Origin of the sequence: Aliikangiella maris (genome assembly GCF_040719265.1) — a bacterium.
Taxonomy (GTDB): Bacteria; Pseudomonadota; Gammaproteobacteria; order Enterobacterales; family Kangiellaceae; genus Aliikangiella; species Aliikangiella maris.
This window is the reverse complement of sequence record NZ_JBFDAH010000004.1, coordinates 124,794-143,555: the sequence shown is the minus strand read 5'-3', so window position 1 is coordinate 143,555 and position 18,762 is coordinate 124,794. Positions and strand designations below refer to the sequence as shown.

At 38.6% G+C, this 18,762-nt stretch carries 15 protein-coding genes and 1 tRNA gene; 2 read left to right on the top strand and 14 right to left on the bottom strand.

Annotated features, from left to right (window positions below; genetic code table 11):
- Positions 1 to 306: 306 nt before the first annotated feature.
- From lexA to ABVT42_RS04995, 6 genes are all read right to left on the bottom strand, one after another.
- On the bottom strand, positions 307 to 900 hold the full coding sequence (gene lexA / locus ABVT42_RS05020; RefSeq protein ID WP_353873843.1) for a transcriptional repressor LexA: 594 nt from the start codon (positions 898 to 900) through the stop codon (positions 307 to 309).
- A gap of 156 nt (positions 901 to 1,056) precedes the next feature.
- Positions 1,057 to 4,905, bottom strand: coding sequence for an ATP-dependent RNA helicase HrpA (hrpA, locus tag ABVT42_RS05015; RefSeq protein ID WP_353873844.1), 3,849 nt, complete (start codon positions 4,903 to 4,905; stop codon positions 1,057 to 1,059).
- Positions 4,906 to 5,024: 119 nt separating this feature from the next.
- A complete protein-coding gene (locus tag ABVT42_RS05010; protein ID WP_353873845.1) occupies positions 5,025 to 5,855 on the bottom strand; it encodes a hypothetical protein in 831 nt (276 codons plus the stop codon).
- Positions 5,856 to 6,223: 368 nt separating this feature from the next.
- A tRNA-Asp gene (locus ABVT42_RS05005) sits at positions 6,224 to 6,300 on the bottom strand.
- 276 nt (positions 6,301 to 6,576) lie between these two features.
- Positions 6,577 to 7,521: a hypothetical protein gene (locus tag ABVT42_RS05000; RefSeq protein ID WP_353873846.1), complete on the bottom strand. Its 945-nt coding sequence runs from the start codon at positions 7,519 to 7,521 to the stop codon at positions 6,577 to 6,579.
- A 121-nt stretch (positions 7,522 to 7,642) separates the two neighbouring features.
- A complete protein-coding gene (locus ABVT42_RS04995; RefSeq protein WP_353873847.1) occupies positions 7,643 to 9,598 on the bottom strand; it encodes a VWA domain-containing protein in 1,956 nt (651 codons plus the stop codon).
- A 255-nt stretch (positions 9,599 to 9,853) separates the two neighbouring features.
- On the opposite strand from ABVT42_RS04995, the gene ABVT42_RS04990 reads away from it, so the two are divergent.
- On the top strand, positions 9,854 to 10,303 hold the full coding sequence (locus ABVT42_RS04990) for a CBS domain-containing protein (protein WP_353873848.1): 450 nt from the start codon (positions 9,854 to 9,856) through the stop codon (positions 10,301 to 10,303).
- A gap of 9 nt (positions 10,304 to 10,312) precedes the next feature.
- Here ABVT42_RS04990 and ABVT42_RS04985 read toward each other — a convergent pair whose 3' ends face one another.
- The 8 genes from ABVT42_RS04985 to ABVT42_RS04950 form a co-directional block, all read right to left on the bottom strand.
- The gene (locus ABVT42_RS04985) at positions 10,313 to 10,789 is read right to left on the bottom strand and encodes a YcgN family cysteine cluster protein (RefSeq protein ID WP_353873849.1); all 477 of its coding nucleotides are present in this window, start codon (positions 10,787 to 10,789) and stop codon (positions 10,313 to 10,315) included.
- A gap of 50 nt (positions 10,790 to 10,839) precedes the next feature.
- Positions 10,840 to 11,520: a fumarylacetoacetate hydrolase family protein gene (locus ABVT42_RS04980; protein WP_353873850.1), complete on the bottom strand. Its 681-nt coding sequence runs from the start codon at positions 11,518 to 11,520 to the stop codon at positions 10,840 to 10,842.
- Between the two features lie 116 nt (positions 11,521 to 11,636).
- On the bottom strand, positions 11,637 to 12,629 hold the full coding sequence (locus tag ABVT42_RS04975) for a lytic murein transglycosylase (protein ID WP_353873851.1): 993 nt from the start codon (positions 12,627 to 12,629) through the stop codon (positions 11,637 to 11,639).
- 13 nt (positions 12,630 to 12,642) lie between these two features.
- Complete coding sequence (locus tag ABVT42_RS04970; protein WP_353873852.1) at positions 12,643 to 12,909, bottom strand: YcgL domain-containing protein; 267 nt, start codon at positions 12,907 to 12,909, stop codon at positions 12,643 to 12,645.
- Between the two features lie 91 nt (positions 12,910 to 13,000).
- Positions 13,001 to 14,137: a ribonuclease D gene (locus tag ABVT42_RS04965; protein WP_353873853.1), complete on the bottom strand. Its 1,137-nt coding sequence runs from the start codon at positions 14,135 to 14,137 to the stop codon at positions 13,001 to 13,003.
- Positions 14,138 to 14,158: 21 nt separating this feature from the next.
- Positions 14,159 to 15,835 (bottom strand): long-chain-fatty-acid--CoA ligase FadD, encoded by a 1,677-nt coding sequence (gene fadD / locus ABVT42_RS04960; protein WP_353873854.1) that lies wholly within the window; start codon positions 15,833 to 15,835, stop codon positions 14,159 to 14,161.
- A 204-nt stretch (positions 15,836 to 16,039) separates the two neighbouring features.
- Positions 16,040 to 16,876 (bottom strand): alpha/beta fold hydrolase, encoded by an 837-nt coding sequence (locus tag ABVT42_RS04955; RefSeq protein WP_353873855.1) that lies wholly within the window; start codon positions 16,874 to 16,876, stop codon positions 16,040 to 16,042.
- Between the two features lie 21 nt (positions 16,877 to 16,897).
- Positions 16,898 to 17,194, bottom strand: coding sequence for a late competence development ComFB family protein (locus tag ABVT42_RS04950; RefSeq protein WP_353873856.1), 297 nt, complete (start codon positions 17,192 to 17,194; stop codon positions 16,898 to 16,900).
- 243 nt (positions 17,195 to 17,437) lie between these two features.
- Between ABVT42_RS04950 and ABVT42_RS04945 the strand changes: the two genes are divergently transcribed.
- Positions 17,438 to 18,727, top strand: coding sequence for a BaiN/RdsA family NAD(P)/FAD-dependent oxidoreductase (locus ABVT42_RS04945; protein ID WP_353873857.1), 1,290 nt, complete (start codon positions 17,438 to 17,440; stop codon positions 18,725 to 18,727).
- Positions 18,728 to 18,762: the final 35 nt, after the last annotated feature.

The following is an 18,762-nucleotide window of genomic DNA, read 5'->3' as shown; positions in this document are numbered from 1 at the left end:
GTTAAATAACCACTTTTTCTAGTAAAAGACTAACTCTGCCAAATAGGCTGTTTCTGGTATGTAGAGTGTTTATCTGATATAGGCTGTTTTTGCAATATGCGATGGCAAGACGGACTGTCTTTTAATATTGACTGTATTCTAATATAGACTGTCTTCTAAAATGAACTGTCTTTGTAAAGCGAGAGCTTAGCTATTGATACTGGTTTAGAATTGCCTGTTAATAACAATTAAAGCATGTAAACTGCGTTTAATAAGTCTATATCGCGACAGGCAGATGCAGTTTACGGCAAAAGTCTAATAATATATTCAAGCGCGAATTAAACCGACAAATTTGCCTTCTATGGCAAGATCTTCAGCGGGTAAGATTATCGGTTGATAGTGCTCATTAGCTGGTTGCAATACCGCGTTGGCGCCTTGTCGCTCTAATCGCTTTACGGTGACTTCATCATCAATTCGTGCAACAACAATTTGTCCAACTTCAGCGGTATTAGTTTTACGAACGGCAATCAAATCACCATCCAAAATACCGGCATCTATCATGCTATCACCTCTAACACGCAGTAAAAATGTGGGCTTATTGCGTTTTAAAACCTCAGGGATAGTAATATAAGCTTCAACGTTTTCAATTGCTTCAATGGGTAAGCCTGCAGCGACAGAGCCGATTAGTGGTAACTCATTTTCGTCAATTGGCGTTAGTATCTGAATACCACGAGGCTTATCAGGATATATTTTGATAACGTTTTTCTTTTCCAACGCCTTTAAATGGTCTGCCGCAGCTTTAGAAGAACTCACACCAATTAATTTGGCTAATTCTACATGGGTCGGCGCAATACCATAGTCTTCGACATATTCTTTGAGTATTTCAAAGACTTCATTTTGTCTGGCAGTTAAATCTTTCACTCAGTTATCTCCCAATTTGGCTAGAAGCCCGTTCCATTGTTATAGCATTCAGGCAATCACCATTCAAACAAGTAGTACTTTAGTCCTATTTAATTGAAATGTAAAGTATTTGCTGAGTAATTATTAATAACTGCCAAACACCTCCGACCTATTCTGTTAAAGGGTATCTAGGGCCGCTTCGAGATTTTCAAACTGCACTTGTAACTTTTTGGCTGAAATTCCGCCGACAACTTTAACGCCTGGTGAGAAAAGACTGATTCGAAACTCTTGTAACATCCAGAAAATCTCATCAAAGGTTACCTGTAAGGTTTCACGATTTTTATGCTGTATTAAATCGCGCCACCATGAAGACCACTCTTGCCATATTTCCATCGACTGACTTTCTTTTGGGTAATTAGTGGTTATGCGTTTTAATCTGACTTCAATCGCAGTCATATAACGTGAATAATTCTCTGCCATTTTTGTATCGGCAATCATCAAACTCTCTATTTGCCATAATGCTTTTAGTTGATTGCGAATATCATCAATCGAATCCTGGTATGCTAGAGTATTCATTGATGCCAGTGTGGTATAAATTTTTTCTCGTTGCTTTAGTAAAGGCATAATTTCAGTTAATTTCGCAGCAAGATTTTTACGAAAAGCATTGGCAAATTGTTGGCTAACTTTATCGAAAACTGATTTTTGGGTAATTGGGTGAATATCGAATATCAATTGCTTTGCAGTAATCAGTGCAAGCATTTCAAACAATTCTTTAAAGCCACCAAATCTTAAGTTTAAACGCTCAAGCTGTTGATAATCGGGCCAGCTTTTATAAAATTGATTGAGTGGCGTTTTATGTGTCAATAATAAAAGCCTGGCAACACCAAATAAGTGTGCTCTGCGCGCAATGACCAAAGAGGGGTAGTCGCAAATTTCAACAAACTGCTGACAGTCTTTCATCCCTTGAAAAATTCGAATAGTTTGTTGTTGTTCAATGGTTTTCTCTAAAAGAAAATCACCATCTGGCCAATTAAACAGTTGTTTTTGTTTCTGACTAATCGATGTAACTTGTTTTTTTTGTGATATCTGTTGTTTTAATTCATTAAGAGAACTTTGCAATACTGAAGTTTGTTTTAGCGGCACTTTATACTTCATCGATAAATGAGGTTCGACAGCACTCATGTCAAAATCAGTAACTTGAATCTGGATACCGGTAATTCTTTGTAAAACGCTTGCGAGTTCATCTAAAAATCGTTTGCCGGTTTGATCAATCTTAATAAGTTGTGCGTAACAGTGTTCAGCAGTTTCAGATAAAGGTATTAAAGTTCTGCGAATCGATTTTGGTAACGTCTTAATCGTCGCTAATATTTTTTCAGGCAAGTAACCCGGCACTAACCAATCAAAATCGCGCTCACTAAACTGATTTAACATGTTGGCGGGGATTTCTACACTAACCCCATCTTCAGGCGTTCCAGGCGCAAAGCAATAACTTAAATTCAACATGACACCTTTAACTTTTAATTGGCTTGGGTAAGATTCTGGGTCTTGAGTTGCATTATCAGTCAATTGTTCTAGAGTAAACGATAACAAGCGATTCCGTGCCTTGAAATCTTTTTTTAACCAACGCTTTAAACTAATCACACTCAAGATATGTGTAGGTAATACTTGAGCATAACGCTCTGCCAGTTTGTCGGCGTCTATACGAATATTATTTAGCCGTTGCTTTTGCTCTTGTGCTTCAAGGTAAGCCAGCTTCTCCCGATTAGCTTTAATAAACGGAAACGCTTCTGCTAATTGATCTTCAGCCAATCCCTCTTTTAAAAATATTTCTCGACTGATTTTTTCATCAACACTGGCATAGTTAACCAAGCGATTAGAAACTATCGGCAATCCGAGCAACGTTTGATTAACATAAGCAACAACCTGACCACGCTTTTTACGCCAGTGAGCCTGATGATATTGACTCTTCAGTAAATGAGGTGCTGCCTCTTCAACCCACTCAGGTTTGATTTCGGCGTTCATACGCGCATAAAATTTGTCAGTTTCAATCATTTCCGCTGAAACCATCCAGGCTTTCTTTTGCTTAAAACTAAGAGAAGAAGGATGCAGCCAGACTTTTAAACCTCTCACACCTTGATAGTAGATATCTTGACTACGATAAAAAATATGGGTGATAAATCCTGGCAACAAAGCGCGATGAACTTCCTCAAGTGTTGCCGCTTTTTGATTAATCATTTGTCCCAACTGGGTAACGGACTCCTTTAATTGAAAATAAACACGGCGCCACTCTAATAATCCTAAAAAATTTATTAAGTTATCAGTACACCACTTTTTAAATTGGCTCGAACTCAATGCCACTCTTTGCTCTTCTAATTGTGACCAAAGTGAAATAGCTGTCATCACATCAGAGTCTTGTTGGTGGTATTTTTGGTGTAACTGATCTGCTTTTTGTTGTTTGTCGTGTGGTCTTTCACGTACTTCTCTCACGCTCATTAATGCACAAAATATCAGCATTTCATTTACGGCGGTTAATTTGTTATCCACCAAAATTCTAGCCAGCTGCGGATCAACTGGAATCGTGGCCATAGACTTTCCAATTTGAGTAATGACATCCTGGTTATCAAGCGCACCTAATTCGTACAAACTACTATGCGCTATTTTCCAGGCTCGCTCATCAGGCACTTCAATGAAAGGAAAATTTTCAATATTGGCAACACTCATTGCTTTTAGTCGCAATAAAACAGCAGATAAATTGGTTCGCTTTATTTCTGGTAAAGTGAACTCATCACGTTGCAAGTAATCTTCTTCGCTGTATAAGCGGATGCAAATACCAGGCGCAATACGTCCACAACGCCCTTTTCTTTGATCAGCGCTAGCTCTGGCAATTTTTTCTACAGGTAGCTGCTGAATTTTATTACGCTGGCTAAATCGACTGATTCTTGCATTTCCAATATCAATAACAAAAATAATTCCTGGCACAGTTAAAGATGTTTCGGCAACATTAGTTGAAACAATAATTTTTCGCTTATTTGAGGGAGCAAATATCTTTTGCTGTTCATTGACACTCAAGCGAGCATATAACGGCATAATATCCCATTGATGGCTTAGCGATTGATTATTGGCCGCATGTTTGAGCTTTTTGATGATAGATTTGATCTGCCCTTCTCCATCAGCAAAGATCAAAATGTCACCTGTTGATTCTGCGCAACACTCATCTACCGCATCAACAATACTATTGATTAATGGATCATCTTGTCCTTCATCATTGTCAGCCAGTGGTCGATATCTTACTTCAACCGGATAGCTACGCCCTTCAACAGTAACAACTGGTGCATCGTTAAAATGTTTAGAGAATCTTTGATGATCAATTGTTGCAGAAGTGATAATGACTTTGAGTTCTTTACGTTTGGGTAATATTCGTTTAATAAATCCCATTAAGAAGTCGATATTTAAACTTCTTTCATGCGCCTCATCGATAATAATGACTTCATACTGAGATAACAACGGATCGTGTTCAACCTCAGTTAGCATAACACCATCTGTCATAATCTTTACGCGAGTATTTTCCGAATATTTATTCGCAAAACGAATAGCATAACCGACTTTTTCTCCCAACGGAGTTTCAATTTCTTCCGCAATTCGCTTTGCAACACTAGTTGCCGCAACACGGCGCGGTTGTGTGTGGCCAATGACTCCTCGGCTCCCTAATCCTGCCAATAAACAAATTTTAGGTAACTGAGTTGTTTTACCACAGCCCGTTTCACCAGCCACGATGATAACTTGATGATGCTGTAATAATTCAATAATTTCAGACGAGTGTTCTGCGATTGGTAAGTCAGGGGCAATGATTATATCCCCTAAGGTTTGCTGATAACTTTGTGTTTTAGCCACAGACGTTTCTATTAGCTGTGCTAATTTCTGTTCCATTTTTTCGGTCGGCTGGTTACGATTTTTGCGTTTTTGTATATCTCTTTGTAAAGATAAGATTCGACCAATATCTCGAGTTTGCACTTGTTGAGAGAGCATAATTACCAATTGTTTTTATTTTATGCACGTCACTCATTCGTCGATTAGCAAACACAAAAAAGCCCGCAACAAGCAGGCTTTTATCAGCAGGATGAAATCCTTGAATAACCTTGCTAGAACTAACTTTGCCAGAATGAATGCGGTGCTCTTAATTCACCAATAAAGTCAGCAACTGGGCGATAGAAATCTTTATCTTCCCAATATCCGGTATGGCAAGCCGGATTCCAAGAAGTTGCTGCACTTCCTACATTTATTTCAAAATCACCATTAACATGTTTATCAAATTCTTCGGACAAACCTTTCAATGGATATGCAATAATATCGTCTTTGTCATAAAAATTATACCAACGAGCACGCTTTTTCATATCATCATCCAACGCATCACCGACAATTGAGCATGGTTTGCCCAAAATTGAATTGGCACCACTTAACGCATAAACTCCCATAGGATTACCAAAAGTAACGTAACCTACTAATGTTTTCATCGATTCAAAATTGTTAATGCTCGAAGTCGATGCATGCATTTCGCGGATATAGTGTGACATCATAACGCCACCATAAGAATGTGCCAAAATAACTAACGGCGTACTCTCTACATCAATTCGACGGTGCGATGCAAACTTCCTGAAACCATCTTTAATTCGATTATTAATCGACTCATAAATTTCAGTTCCCGGATTATAAAGTAATGCTAATGCTTGCGTATCAGTCATTATCTGACGCAAATTCTGATAAGCTAAATCGCCTTTGTAGTTTGCCCGTTGTTGAAAGTTATTCAGCTCTTCTTTGACAATATCGCCCCAATATATTTCATGAAAAAGCAGGTCATCTTCAAGCCGGCCTTGAGCTCCTTTAACATATTCTTCAGTAATTCGATGCTTTAATTCAACAGAATAAAATTCCTCTTCACTGCCTAGGCCATGAATAACTGCAATTGCGAGTCTTTTCATCTTTACCCCTCTTCTGTGGACGCTCTAATTGTTATATGACTTTGATAATCATAAATTATAACAACCAATTTAGCTAGTCAGAGTATGTAATTCCACGCTGGCGATATGGTTTAATAAGGTTAATTTTGTTCCATATCACTAAAAATATGAAATTCTCAATAACTGGCTACCATTAGTGATCCCTTGGGTTATGCTTTGAATCAACACCCAAAATTCTTAGTAATGATGAAAAACGCTTACTTAGTCGAGTTTCAAGCAGGGAAATACAGAAAAGCGTAGAAAGGAAATATTAAATGTATAGACAGTGATTATTAAAAAACTCAGATAAAAAAAAGGCTACATAAAGTAGCCTTTTTTTTATATAAATATGGCGGAGTGGACGGGACTCGAACCCGCGACCCCCGGCGTGACAGGCCGGTATTCTAACCAGCTGAACTACCACTCCGCACCGGTCTAGCATGACATCGAAATACTTTAAATCTAAAATTAATAGTTCAACAATTAATTGACTTACTAATTCTGCTTAAAGACGCTTTATGTCTAAGAAACCCGTTCAGTAAGTTTCTGTTTGCTAGTGCGTTTCAGCGGGCGCCATAATACGGTTACACTCGGTATCTGTCAACGAAATATTTAAATTTTTTTTAATTTTTTTTAATCTTGAATAAATAACACTCGACATGATCATAATTCAAACAGATTTTAATAACTTACTGTATAAACTTCATTCTTTCTTATTATCGCCACTTTCCTCAAAAGCTTCATCCCAGCTTGGCTCATCATTCGATAATTGGCTCGCACCACCGGCATCTCCCAACTCTAATTCATCCAGCGCGCTATCAATATCATCAAGTTCATCATCAATAGAGAAATCCAGCTCTTCTTTTTCGGGGGCTGGCTCTGCTAATTCGTCCGCCGATAATTCAGCCTCATCGTGATCTGCCAATTCGACATCTTCAGAAGATACCTCTTCGATTTCCTCGGCAAAAGCATCGAGCTCATCATCTTCATCAGACATACCCATCATCAGATCATCAGATTCATCCGCAGGCTCATCATCATCTCGCCCAGCAACTGATTTATCTGAAAATGACTCCATTGCAGTAATAATCTGATCTACAGACATTTCAGTATCGGGAACTTCTTCTCCAAACATCGAACTAAATTCTGCAAATATATTATTCAAAGTGGTTAATGTTACATGGACTTCATGCTTGAGGGTTTTCACTTCCTTTTGTAACTCTTGGATTTTCTCCAGGTTTTCTGGATTATCCTCAACTATCGTTTCACTTGCCTGAGGTTGAATATCGAGAGAATGATAGCGTGCAACAATTCTTGACATATCAGCCTCAAGAGAAGCTATCGCATCTGTATTTTTATCAAGAAAACCACTGATTAAATTTCGAAACAAGAACTTGCGTTCATTAATAATCTTTTTAGCTAACTTTTTAGCTTCCGATTCTTCAATCGACAGTTTTTGGGTTAAAAAGTTATAGGTCGCCTCTTTTTCGCCTTCTTCGTTATTTTTAATTTTTAAGATTAAATTACGAGCAGCTTCTTTGGCACTTTTACGTCCGCGAATGATTATGAAAATTAATACAATACTTAACACGGCAAAAGGCAGAGCTATTTCTGCAACCAGCAGCCAAGATATGACTGAATCACTCATGAAAACTTTTCCTGTTGGTCGTCGTTGACTTTTCTCAATATGATAATCATTAAAATATTTATTTTAAATAAGAATAATCGACATTTATCCAATACGAATAATAGATTAGTTTAAAATCTGTTTATTTTTTGTCTTCGCGGCTTTCTTCTCTATCATCGTCTTGGTCATCGTCATCATCTTCTTCGTCATCCAACCCTAACTCACTCGTCATTGAATACGTATTACTTTGATTTTTCTTTTTAATTAATTTCCAACCAAGAAAACCAAGCAACCCGATAAACAAATTCGCACCAAGTCCTATATAAACCCACATGCGTATGTTGCTCTCTTCTTGCTCAGGGGGAGCGACATCTTCATTATCTTGAGTTGGTAGCGTTTCGGGCTTAGAATTCTCTTCAATTTTTTCATGCTCTTGAGGCTCTGTAGCAGCTTCTTCCTGAGCACTATCCGTTATTTGTGCTGCAAGCTGTTCGGTCAGATTGGGTACTTCTGTTGCTTCTTGTGTATCGTCTTGTGGCGTTTCACCCACTAGCTGCTCACTTTGAATCGCTTTTGCGGTAAATACAACCGGTGCAGGAGAGACTGTAAAGTTACGCGACAAGCTGGTTTTGCCGCTGATATCCAACGCAACAGAGTATTCACCACCCGCTGGAAATACCTTTAATTCTAGCGGCCTTGAAAAGTCATCAATCACTCGATATTGTTTTTCTTGATCGGGGTAGCGGATAGTCGCATTAACCTGCAGTGTTGAGGCATCAACGATATCCTCTCTGACTTGAAAGCGAATTAAATGCGGTTGCTCAAGACTATCTGACTGTTGAATTTCTGTAATTAGTGGCGAACCATAGATATTAACAGCATGGTTTCTCATGCGCTCAAATGTTGGGCTTTTGACTTCAAGAGTCAGCTGTAATACCCCCTCAAATTCATCAGTAAAAAAGCTCTGCTTAAAAACATGACTACCTGAGTCATAAAACATCGCCATTTTACTTGCTTGACCATTCTTATCTTGTAGAAGCCTGGCGTTGATGAGTTTGAGAAAATCTTCTTTGGTGATTTTAGTACCATCTTCAAGCAGTTCCATTTGGTAATCAATCGACTCACCCGATAGTAGATTATTCGGTACCGGGTTAATGTTAAGTCCTAGTTTACTAACCACCATAACCCGATTGTCAGGGTCAACATTGGCTTCTATTTTCCAGTTACCCGGTTGAGGCGTTTTGACCGTAATCAGTGCATACCCGTCAGCAGAAAACCAGCGAACATTACCGTTATCGCTCCCGTGACTAATCTTCTGTCCTTGAGGGTCAATTAATGCGACCTGCTCAGCAGCACTTTTCTTAAACACCAATAAAGTCATTTCCTCGATACTGTTATCAACCGTAAATTGATTATCCGTTAAAGGTAAATTGTCTCGCTGTGTTGACTGCTCAAAAATCTTTAAAAACACCTTTTGTAGTTTTTCAGCATTATCAACCGCTTGATACCAACCATCAGTTTGACTGGACAATAATTTTAGCAGTTCATGATCGGCATTTTGTGATAAAGCGACGGTATGAATGGCAACATTCGCTTTTTTGAGTTTGGGTAAGACTTTTTGAATAATACGCTCACGTTCTTTAGCATTCACCTGTGGATCTTTTGAAATATCAACCATACCATCAGTTAACAAAATCAAACTTCGTTTTTCGTCAGGATCGGGGCTATTCCAACCAAAGCTGGCTTTTTCCATGACACTACCAATATTGGTATACAACCCAGCTGAATTTATCTTTTTTGCAGTTTGAGTGGCTTTATTCTGCCAATTTTCATCAACTTCTGATAAAGGCACCATCATGTTGACGTATCGACCAAAGGTCCATACACCGGCTTTAGACTTTTTAGGCAGTAAATTGGTAATTAATTGCAGCGCTGGTACTCGCAGATTTTCCGGATCATTTTTTTTCATACTACCCGAAATATCAATCAGTACCCTGACATCAGGTGTAACTCGCGCATTTTTCGCGTTAACATGAACAGCCAACAATGCGCCGTACACCAGAAAAGAAGTCAACCACAGATTTCTTAGTTTTTTCATTAATGTCGCCATCGTTATCATCATATCAATTCAGACATCCATTAGTGTAGCTGAATTTTAAAGAATTTTCATATTATTCAGTTAGATAGAGCTGAAACTTATTGTAAAAAGTGAAGTTATTCCGTTTATTGATCATTTGTTAGTTGATCCGCATCAAAAACCGACTTCTTTGTCTATTTTAGAATAAAATGTACTAAAATAGATCTTTATTTAAACCTTATTGATAATAGCTACAATTGCTAAGAGGTGAAGAATATGCTGGCTGTAGAAGATGTCATGACACCCAATCCCATTACTCTGACTCGATATGACAGTCTTGCTGACGCGCGACGTCTGATGCGCAAACATGGTTTCAGACACCTACCAATAGTCGAAGGAGATCGGCAACTAATTGGTTTAGTTAGCGAACGCAATGTCTTGGCCAATTCGATTTCATCACAAAACTTTGTCAATCAGGAAGAACTGGCCAAAATTGAATCGGGTACGCTAATTGCTGATATTATGACAAATGATATTGTTACGGTTACAAGTAATACAACAATTACCCATGCCGCTTTATTGATCCATAAGAAAAAATTTGGCTGCTTACCCGTGGTGAATAATGCAAACCAAATTGTTGGGATTATTACGGATCATGATTTTGTCGCGATAACCGTACAACTGCTGGAAATGATGGAACAAGGTGAACCGCCGGAGCTGGATTAAACTGACTGGTTAATCAGTTTTATGAACCTGCTCAAAGTAATCATCACTAACGACGTAATCTTCGATATCATCTAAATCGATGGTATCTTCACTAATGACCTTACCTACAGCAGAATTACCTGACAACATGGTCGATCGCGGATCACCAGTTTCTAAGGGATGCCAAAGCGGCAAAGGCTCACCATTTGCCACCAGCTTATAGGCACAAGTATTTGGCATCCATTCTAGCTCAGTGGCATTTTGCGGAGTCACCTTTATGCAATCTGGCACATATTTTTGGCGTTCATCATAAACGGTACACCGTCCCGCTTCTAAATCGAGGTATTTACAAACTACGTTGGTAAATACCATCTCTTCAGTATCCTCATCTTGCAGCTTGTAAGCACAACATTTACAGCAACCATCACATAGGGATTCCCATTGTTTTTCCGACAGTTCCTGCATTGGAATACGCTCCCAAAACCGATCTTTTTCTTTCCCTTTCATTTCCTAACCTGAATTGAATTACTAAAATATATAAGTAACAACTAAAATCTTTAAATAACTGCTGTTGACCATTGCAAGTCGTTTAACGAAACAACCAACTGATCGCCAGAATGGAGTTCTCCTACTCCTGCCGGAGTCCCAGTTAATACAATATCACCAGGATAAAGGGTAAAATGTTGAGAAATGGTGGCAACTAAATCAGTTACTTTAAATAGCATATCATTTGTATTACCCGTTTGTGTTACTTGGCCATTTTTAATCAACTGAAAAGTGATTTTATCTAAATTAATCTGTTTTTTGTTATATGCAATAAATGGTGAAACAGGACATGCCCCATCAAATGATTTTGCTTTTTCCCAAGGCTGACCTTTTGCTTTAAGTTCACTTTGAATTTCTCGCAATGTCAAATCAAGACCAAGTCCAATACCCGCGATATTATCTGCTACCTGCTCAGGTAAAGTATTGGACATTTGTTGGCCAACTAAAATAGCAACTTCAAGCTCATGGTGGCAACTTGACGAAGTGATTGGCAATTTCACACCATCAGGTAAATTTACAAGACAAGAATTAGGTTTAATAAATAAAATTGGCGAATCGGGAATAGGATTATTCAACTCTTTCGCATGTGCGATGTAATTCCTTCCGACACAAACGATTTTACTAGTAGGTTGAGTAAACGGAACTAACTCACCGGTACTGTCTTGCAAACTAACTGTAAACCATTGATTCATTAACAATACTCCGTAAAGCACTGGCTATATGATACTAAAACAATCTGTTTTTTAGTCGACCCAAATTTAACTCACGCAATCTAAATCTTATTGCACTCAACCGGGCACAACTACACTTAATCTATTTTGGGATAACCCACGCGATCAGCCAAATAGCCGACTCCTGTAGCAAAATAGTGTGAACGATTCCAGCGCATCAGCACATCAAAGTTATCATATACTAAATAAATACGCCCATTTTCACCACCTGGCGAAATAAGATACGCTTGCATATCAGTTTGCGGCAAGTCACTTAAATCTGCGCGGCGAACGCCCTGTTGCTGCCAGGCATTCAAAGACTGACGATGAGCCTTGCCAAATTGGTAAGCAGTGAACGGCTGGGTTAATTTAACTTGTCGGCCCCAAGTTTCATCTGACTGCCAACCTGATTCACGTAAATAATTGGCCATCGAAGCAAATATATCCTCTTTGTCGCCCCAAATATCCTTTTTACCATCATTATTGGCATCAACCGCATAGCGCAAAAAGCTACTCGGCATAAATTGGCAATTTCCCATTGCCCCAGCCCAGCTGCCTTTCATTTGTTCGAGTTCAATGTGGCCTTCCCCAATAATTTTTGCAGCAGCCAATAACTCTTTTTTGAAAAAACTCGCTCGACGGCCATCAAAAGCAAGTGTCGCTAAAGCACTCGGCACATGATAATTGCCAGTAACCTTACCAAAATGAGTTTCCTTACCCCACAGGGCAACAATAAACTTAGCAGCTACGCCAGACTCACTTTCAGCGGCTTTTAATAGCTTTTTATTTGCTTTATATGCCGCTCGTGCTGCTTTTACCTTACTTTCAGGAATAACTTTTTTAAGATATTCTTCATGAGTCATAGTGCCTTCAGGCTGGCGTCTATCAAGTTCAATCACTCTCTTAATGTAATGCAGTGATTCAATAAAATGCTGTGCCGCCTGCTCAGAGAGACCTTGCGCTTGAATTTCTTGTTTTAAAGTGTTCTTCCATTGATTAAACGTCTCAGGTGTTTGCTCTGCCGCTAATGCAATTGGATCAGTTCCAAAAATACTAATGCCGAGAAAAATAATGGTTAAAATTATTTTCATGTCTTACCTTAAGTTACTTTTTCTTTAATATACCAGCTAAATTATCATGTATGCTCGGAGGCATTTGTAAAAAATATCCGTCTTCTTGCAATTTTGTTTTTACCTCTTCAATATCAACTCTTGATAACTTATCACGTTTACCAAGGTTAATTTGCAATGCAAATTCGGGTTTACCAAAAATTTTCATAAGCGATTCTGGTACTTGAGAAAAATCATCTTTCACAGAAATGTACAAATACATTTCATCTTTTTTGTTACTGCGATACACACTGGCTAGCATTGGTAATTCCGATTGTTTAGCTTGATTAACAGTTGATTATATCACTGGTTACCGAGTAAAGAGAATTGAAAGACTAAATTACAAAAATGAATTAAGCCAGTTGAAATTCTGCTAAAACAGGCTGAAAAAGTGGCATTAATACGCTTGCACGCCACCCAGTCCAACCAGACGGTAATTTTTCCTTAGCTAAAAAAGCAAATGTTAATTTTCGTATCATGCGCTTACTAGCTAAAACAGGTGTTGCAATCTGATGACGTTTAGCAAACTGTTCAACAACATTCGCTAGCGCCGATGACAACTGGTTAAAATGTTCGATATTTCGGGGGTTAGGTACAATGGATTGTGTTTGCCCATCTTTCTGTAAAAACGAATTAACAATTTGTAAAATCGCTTCACCATACAATCGTACCGATTTTGGGTGTAATCCTTGTATTTTATAAAAATCATTTTTATTCTTTGGCATAACGATAGCCAGTTGAACCAATTGCGGATCTTTTGCGATGTGATTTTTAGTCCGATTTTCTTTTATTGCGGTTGTTTCACGCCAGTTATATAACAGTTTAAACAATGCCAGTTGAGTTCCATTTAGTCGCCACACTTCTTTAGCCTGTCGATAATCTTCGTCATCAAGTAATTGTTGCTCAATCAATTCACAAAGCTCCTGACATTCTGCAACAAACCAGTCACTAAATGGTTGCTCAGTTATTTGCTTTGACAATATTTGATAGAGTTTTGGTAAAAAGATGACATCATTAGCTGCATAAGCTTGTTGATCTTGGGTTAAAGGTCGCTTCAGCCAATCTGACTGCGTTTCTTCTTTAGATACTTCTTGCTGACAAAGCTCATTAACTATTGCCGCATAACCAATCGATATTGTTCCTTGAGTAAACGCATAAGCCACTTGTGTATCAAATAAGTTTTTAATGGGGCAATGCCATGAATGAAAAAGGACTTCGATATCTTCTTTGGCCGAATGTAAAATTTTTACCTTACTTTCATCAGCGCAAAGTTGGCGAAAACTATCAGTACATTCTACTGCGAGCGGATCAATTAAATAGACGGCATCTCCATCATATATCTGTAATAGTGCGAGAATTGGAAAATAAGTCGTACGTCGTTCAAATTCTGTATCGATTGCCAAGAATGGTGAACTATGCCATCGGTCAATGGCTTCAATAAACTGTTGTTGTGAATCTATCCAATAGACCGGTGGCGATAATGAGGACATTGTTTTAATAATAACTCTCTTTTAAACTGATTTTTTTGTTTCGTCTCTTAATTCGCGACGTAAAATTTTTCCAACATTTGACTTTGGCAGTTCATCTCTAAATTCAACCACTTTGGGTACTTTATATCCTGTCAGATTTTGGCGACAATGAGCAATCAGCTCCTCTTCGGTGAGAGACTGATCTTTTTTAACGACAAATATTTTTACTACTTCACCACTAGATTCTGATGGAATGCCAACCGCAGCAACTTCGAGCACCTTTTTATTATCAGCAACAACATCTTCTATCTCGTTAGGATAAACATTAAAGCCAGATACCAAAATCATATCTTTTTTGCGATCAACAATTTTACAAAATCCTTTTTCGTTCATGATGGCAATATCCCCCGTTGCAAACCAGCCTTCATCATTAAGGACTTTTGCGGTTTCTTCCGGTCGATCAAGATATCCCCGCATAACTTGTGGTCCACGTACCCATAGTTCTCCAGACTCACCTGTCGGCAGTTCTTTGCCATCAGCATCGCGAATTGTCACTTCAGTACTGCCAATAGGTACACCAATGGTTCCATTATATTCACTAATTGTGATTGGATTGAGGCAAACCGCAGGCGATGTTTCGGTTAAACCATATGCTTCGGATAATGGCCGATGCGTTACCCGCTGCCAGCGTCTTGCAACGGCTTCCTGTACAGCCATACCACCGCCAAGTGTTAAACTTAAGCGGCTAAAGTCGAGCTTTTCAAAGCCAGGTGTATTAAGCAATCCATTAAACAAAGTGTTTACGCCAGTAATGACGGTAAATTTAAATTTGCTTAATTCTTTAACAAAACCAGGCATGTCTCGTGGGTTGGTTATCAAGACATTTAAACCACCAATTTTGCAAAATAACATGCAATTAGCCGTTAATGAAAAAATATGATACATCGGCAACGCGGTAATGACGATTTCGGCACCCTCTTCAAAAATTTGTTTAAACCAGTTATGTGCCTGCATCAAATTCGCCACCATATTTCGATGGGTCAAAACAGCACCTTTTGCAACCCCAGTCGTTCCGCCGGTATATTGTAAAAAAGCAATATCAGTGTTGTTGAGTTGTACTCTTTCTAAAGTTAATTGCTGACCAATTTTCAAAACCTGTTTAAATGGCACCGCGCCAGGGAGAGTAAATTTAGGGATCAGTTTTTTGACATGTTTAACCGCAAAGTTAACAATTCCACCTTTTAATAACCCGAGCATATCACCCATTTTTGTTAAAATGACATGCTTGAGCGGCACTTCTTTTATCACTTGTTCTAGTGTGTGCGCAAAATTTTCAACAATAATAATGGCATCAGCATTAGAGTCGACCAGCTGATGTTTTAATTCGCGAGCTGTATATAACGGATTAACATTGATAACAGTCAACCCTGCTTTAAAGGCACCAAATATGGCAATTGGATATTGCAGTAAATTGGGCATCATAATGGCAATTCGATCGCCGTACTGCAATCCAAGTTCTTGCTGCAAGTAGGCCGCAAACTGACAGGCCAGTTGATCCATTTGCTGGTAAGTCAGTGTCACCCCCATATTATAAAACGCAGGATGGTCAGCATATTTATTAACACTTTCTTCAAATATATCAACCACAGATGAATAAGCATCTGCATCTATAAATTCAGTTACGCCTTCAGGGTATGCATCTAACCAGATTTTATCCATCAATTAACTCCCACACTTTTGTCTTGTTGTTACTGTGTTGTTACCAAAATTTGGTGTAATATTATTTGGCCAGTTACCAGCATTCAATTTAGATAGATGATGGTATTATTATGTTCGCCTAAGGTATAACAGTCAGCCAATAATGGCAAAATGGTTTTCCTCGATATTGGCCATTATCCTAAAAAATGCATAATAATCATACAGCTAAGCAAAAAACTTTCGTATTTGTTGCGCACATTGTTCTGGTTGCTCTAAATGTACATGATGACCGCCAGTAAAAATAACTCGTTCAATCGTTTTAAACAGACTAAACCTTGCATCAAATTGCGCTTTGTTACGAAGATAACCACTTTCACCTTCAATTAATAGTACGGGGGTATGAATTTGCTGAATTAAAGACAAAACATGTGACTCTGATAGTCGAATTGGTGATGCGTTTCTAAGCCTTGAGTCCGCACTCCAAGTATATCCCCCTTCAATTTTGGTTAAACCACGTTCAACAATCGGTTCAATCAAAAAAGCTTCAATTTGTGAGGCTTGCGCGCGAATCCCCAATGCCAATTCATAGCGAGGATACACCGGTTTATTTTTATCCAACTGACTTCGTCTTTGACTCAATGTATTGTGCAAAAGCATTTGCACTTCACCCGGCTCACTGGTTAATGGACCCAATGACTCAATAATCACCATTTTATTAACACGCCCTGGTTCAGCTGCTGCATATAAAATAGATAACGCTCCGCCCATCGAATGACCAAGTAAATTAATTTTTTGTTGCCCAAAATGATTGGCTAAATCATCAATCACATAAATGCCATCAATAAAATGATAAGGCCTGCCCGGTAACAAATGATCTGAATGCCCATGTCCTGGAAAATCAACTGCCACCAGACGAATATCTGGCAAAAAAGGCACTAAACTTTCAAAGCTCGCCAGATTATCTAACCAACCATGAAACGCAAATACTAAAATGGAACCGCCAGGGTTCCATTCAACAACCGAGCACGGAGTACCGGCCAATTCAATCTTATACTCAATCATAAAACTATTAATACAACCTTGTTAATCGTGGGGCGTTTCCCGCACTTTTTTAATGGCTTTTAATACCTGACGCTTGGCGTATTTCCTTAAGTCCTTCACTTCTTCCTTTAATTGGTCGCCAGGATCGGTTTTTTCTAAAATATTACATATATACTTTGCCGGCATATTATTTAATGCAATCGCCGCTATATCTTGGATTGAAACCTGTGATGTTGGCACATCGGAATCATCATCTTCAATCAGCAAATGAATTTGCTCAAAAACTATCTCTTCTGCCAAGTTTTCCAGATCATCGTGATAATACAACTCTTTATACATGAAATACTCCATTTAAAGTCGTAGATTAGTGATTGCTTCTTGGCCCGAATTTTAGTCATTCCTATTTAAGCATCTGCTGTTAACGGGCAGATGACAAACAGAACTACACAATACTCGTCGGGACAAAGTGCGCCTAATACTAGTCTAGAACAAAATTCACGAATTGCTGACAGAATCGGCTACAATAGCCAGTTGGTAAAATTGTAAATAAATCAAAGTTTAATCGTCAAATAGAGCAACCTTATGCCTGAACATTTTGAAGTCATTATTATTGGCGCTGGCGCAGCCGGATTAATGTGCGCAGCCACCGCCGCCAAACGCGGTAAAAAGGTTATTGTACTTGATCATGCCAATAAAATGGCTAAAAAGGTCCTTATGTCAGGCGGTGGGCGTTGCAATTTTACAAATTTATCTATTGAAGCAGATAATTTTATTTCTAACAATCCACACTTTTGCAAGTCAGCATTGAAACGATATACTCAATGGGACTTTATTGCGCTCGTTGAAAAATATCACATTGACTATTACGAAAAAACTCAAGGCCAGTTGTTTTGCCGAGAAAGCTCAAAGTTAATACGCGATTTATTGAGTCAGGAATGTCAATCAAATGGTGCGCAGATCCGTCTAAAATGCGAAATTCTCTCAGTTGAAACAGTCTTATCTTCCTCTCAAACCGATACTTTCAAAGCCATCGAAACTATTAAAAGCGAATCTGCTAAAGACCTAAACCTAACTGCAAAAAATCAAATAGGCTCTAGCAATCAAAACACGACTTTTAAATTAACGACATCACTTGGTGCTTTTACCTGCGAATCACTGGTCATTGCGACAGGAGGATTATCTATTCCAACGATGGGCGCAACTGACTTTGGTTATCAAATAGCGCAGCAATTTGGCCATCAGGTCTTGCCCACTCGTGCTGGATTAACGCCTTTAACCTTTAAAGGCAGATTACTCAATGCGTTTAAAGAAATGGCCGGAAATGCGCTGCAAGTGCAAGTCAGCTGTGGACAACAAACGTTTAATGAAGCAATTTTATTTACCCATAAAGGTCTAAGTGGTCCCGCTATATTACAAATCTCAAATTATTGGCAGCCTGGCCAAGCTATATCTATCAATTTACTACCTCATGTGGATATCGCAACTTGGATAACCCAACTAAAAGAATCTCGCCCAGATATTCAATTAAAAACCGCTTTAGCGAGCCATTTTAGTCAGGCAGTTGCCAGTTTTTTCGCAAGTGAAGTTGGATTCCAGGGTAAGCTCAAACAACTTACACCACAGCATATTGAGAATATTGTACAAACTTTGAGTGACTGGACAATTTATCCGGAAGGTGTAGAAGGCTACCGTGTTGCTGAAGTCACCCTTGGTGGTGTAGATACGCAGCAAATCTCATCAAAAACCTTTGAGTCAGCGCTGCAGTCTGGATTATATTTTATTGGTGAAGTGTTAGATGTAACAGGTCATTTAGGCGGTTATAATTTTCAGTGGGCATGGGCTTCAGGACACGCAGCGGGCAATTATGTTTAATTTAGGTAATTAGAAAATTGCTAACTATACTTATT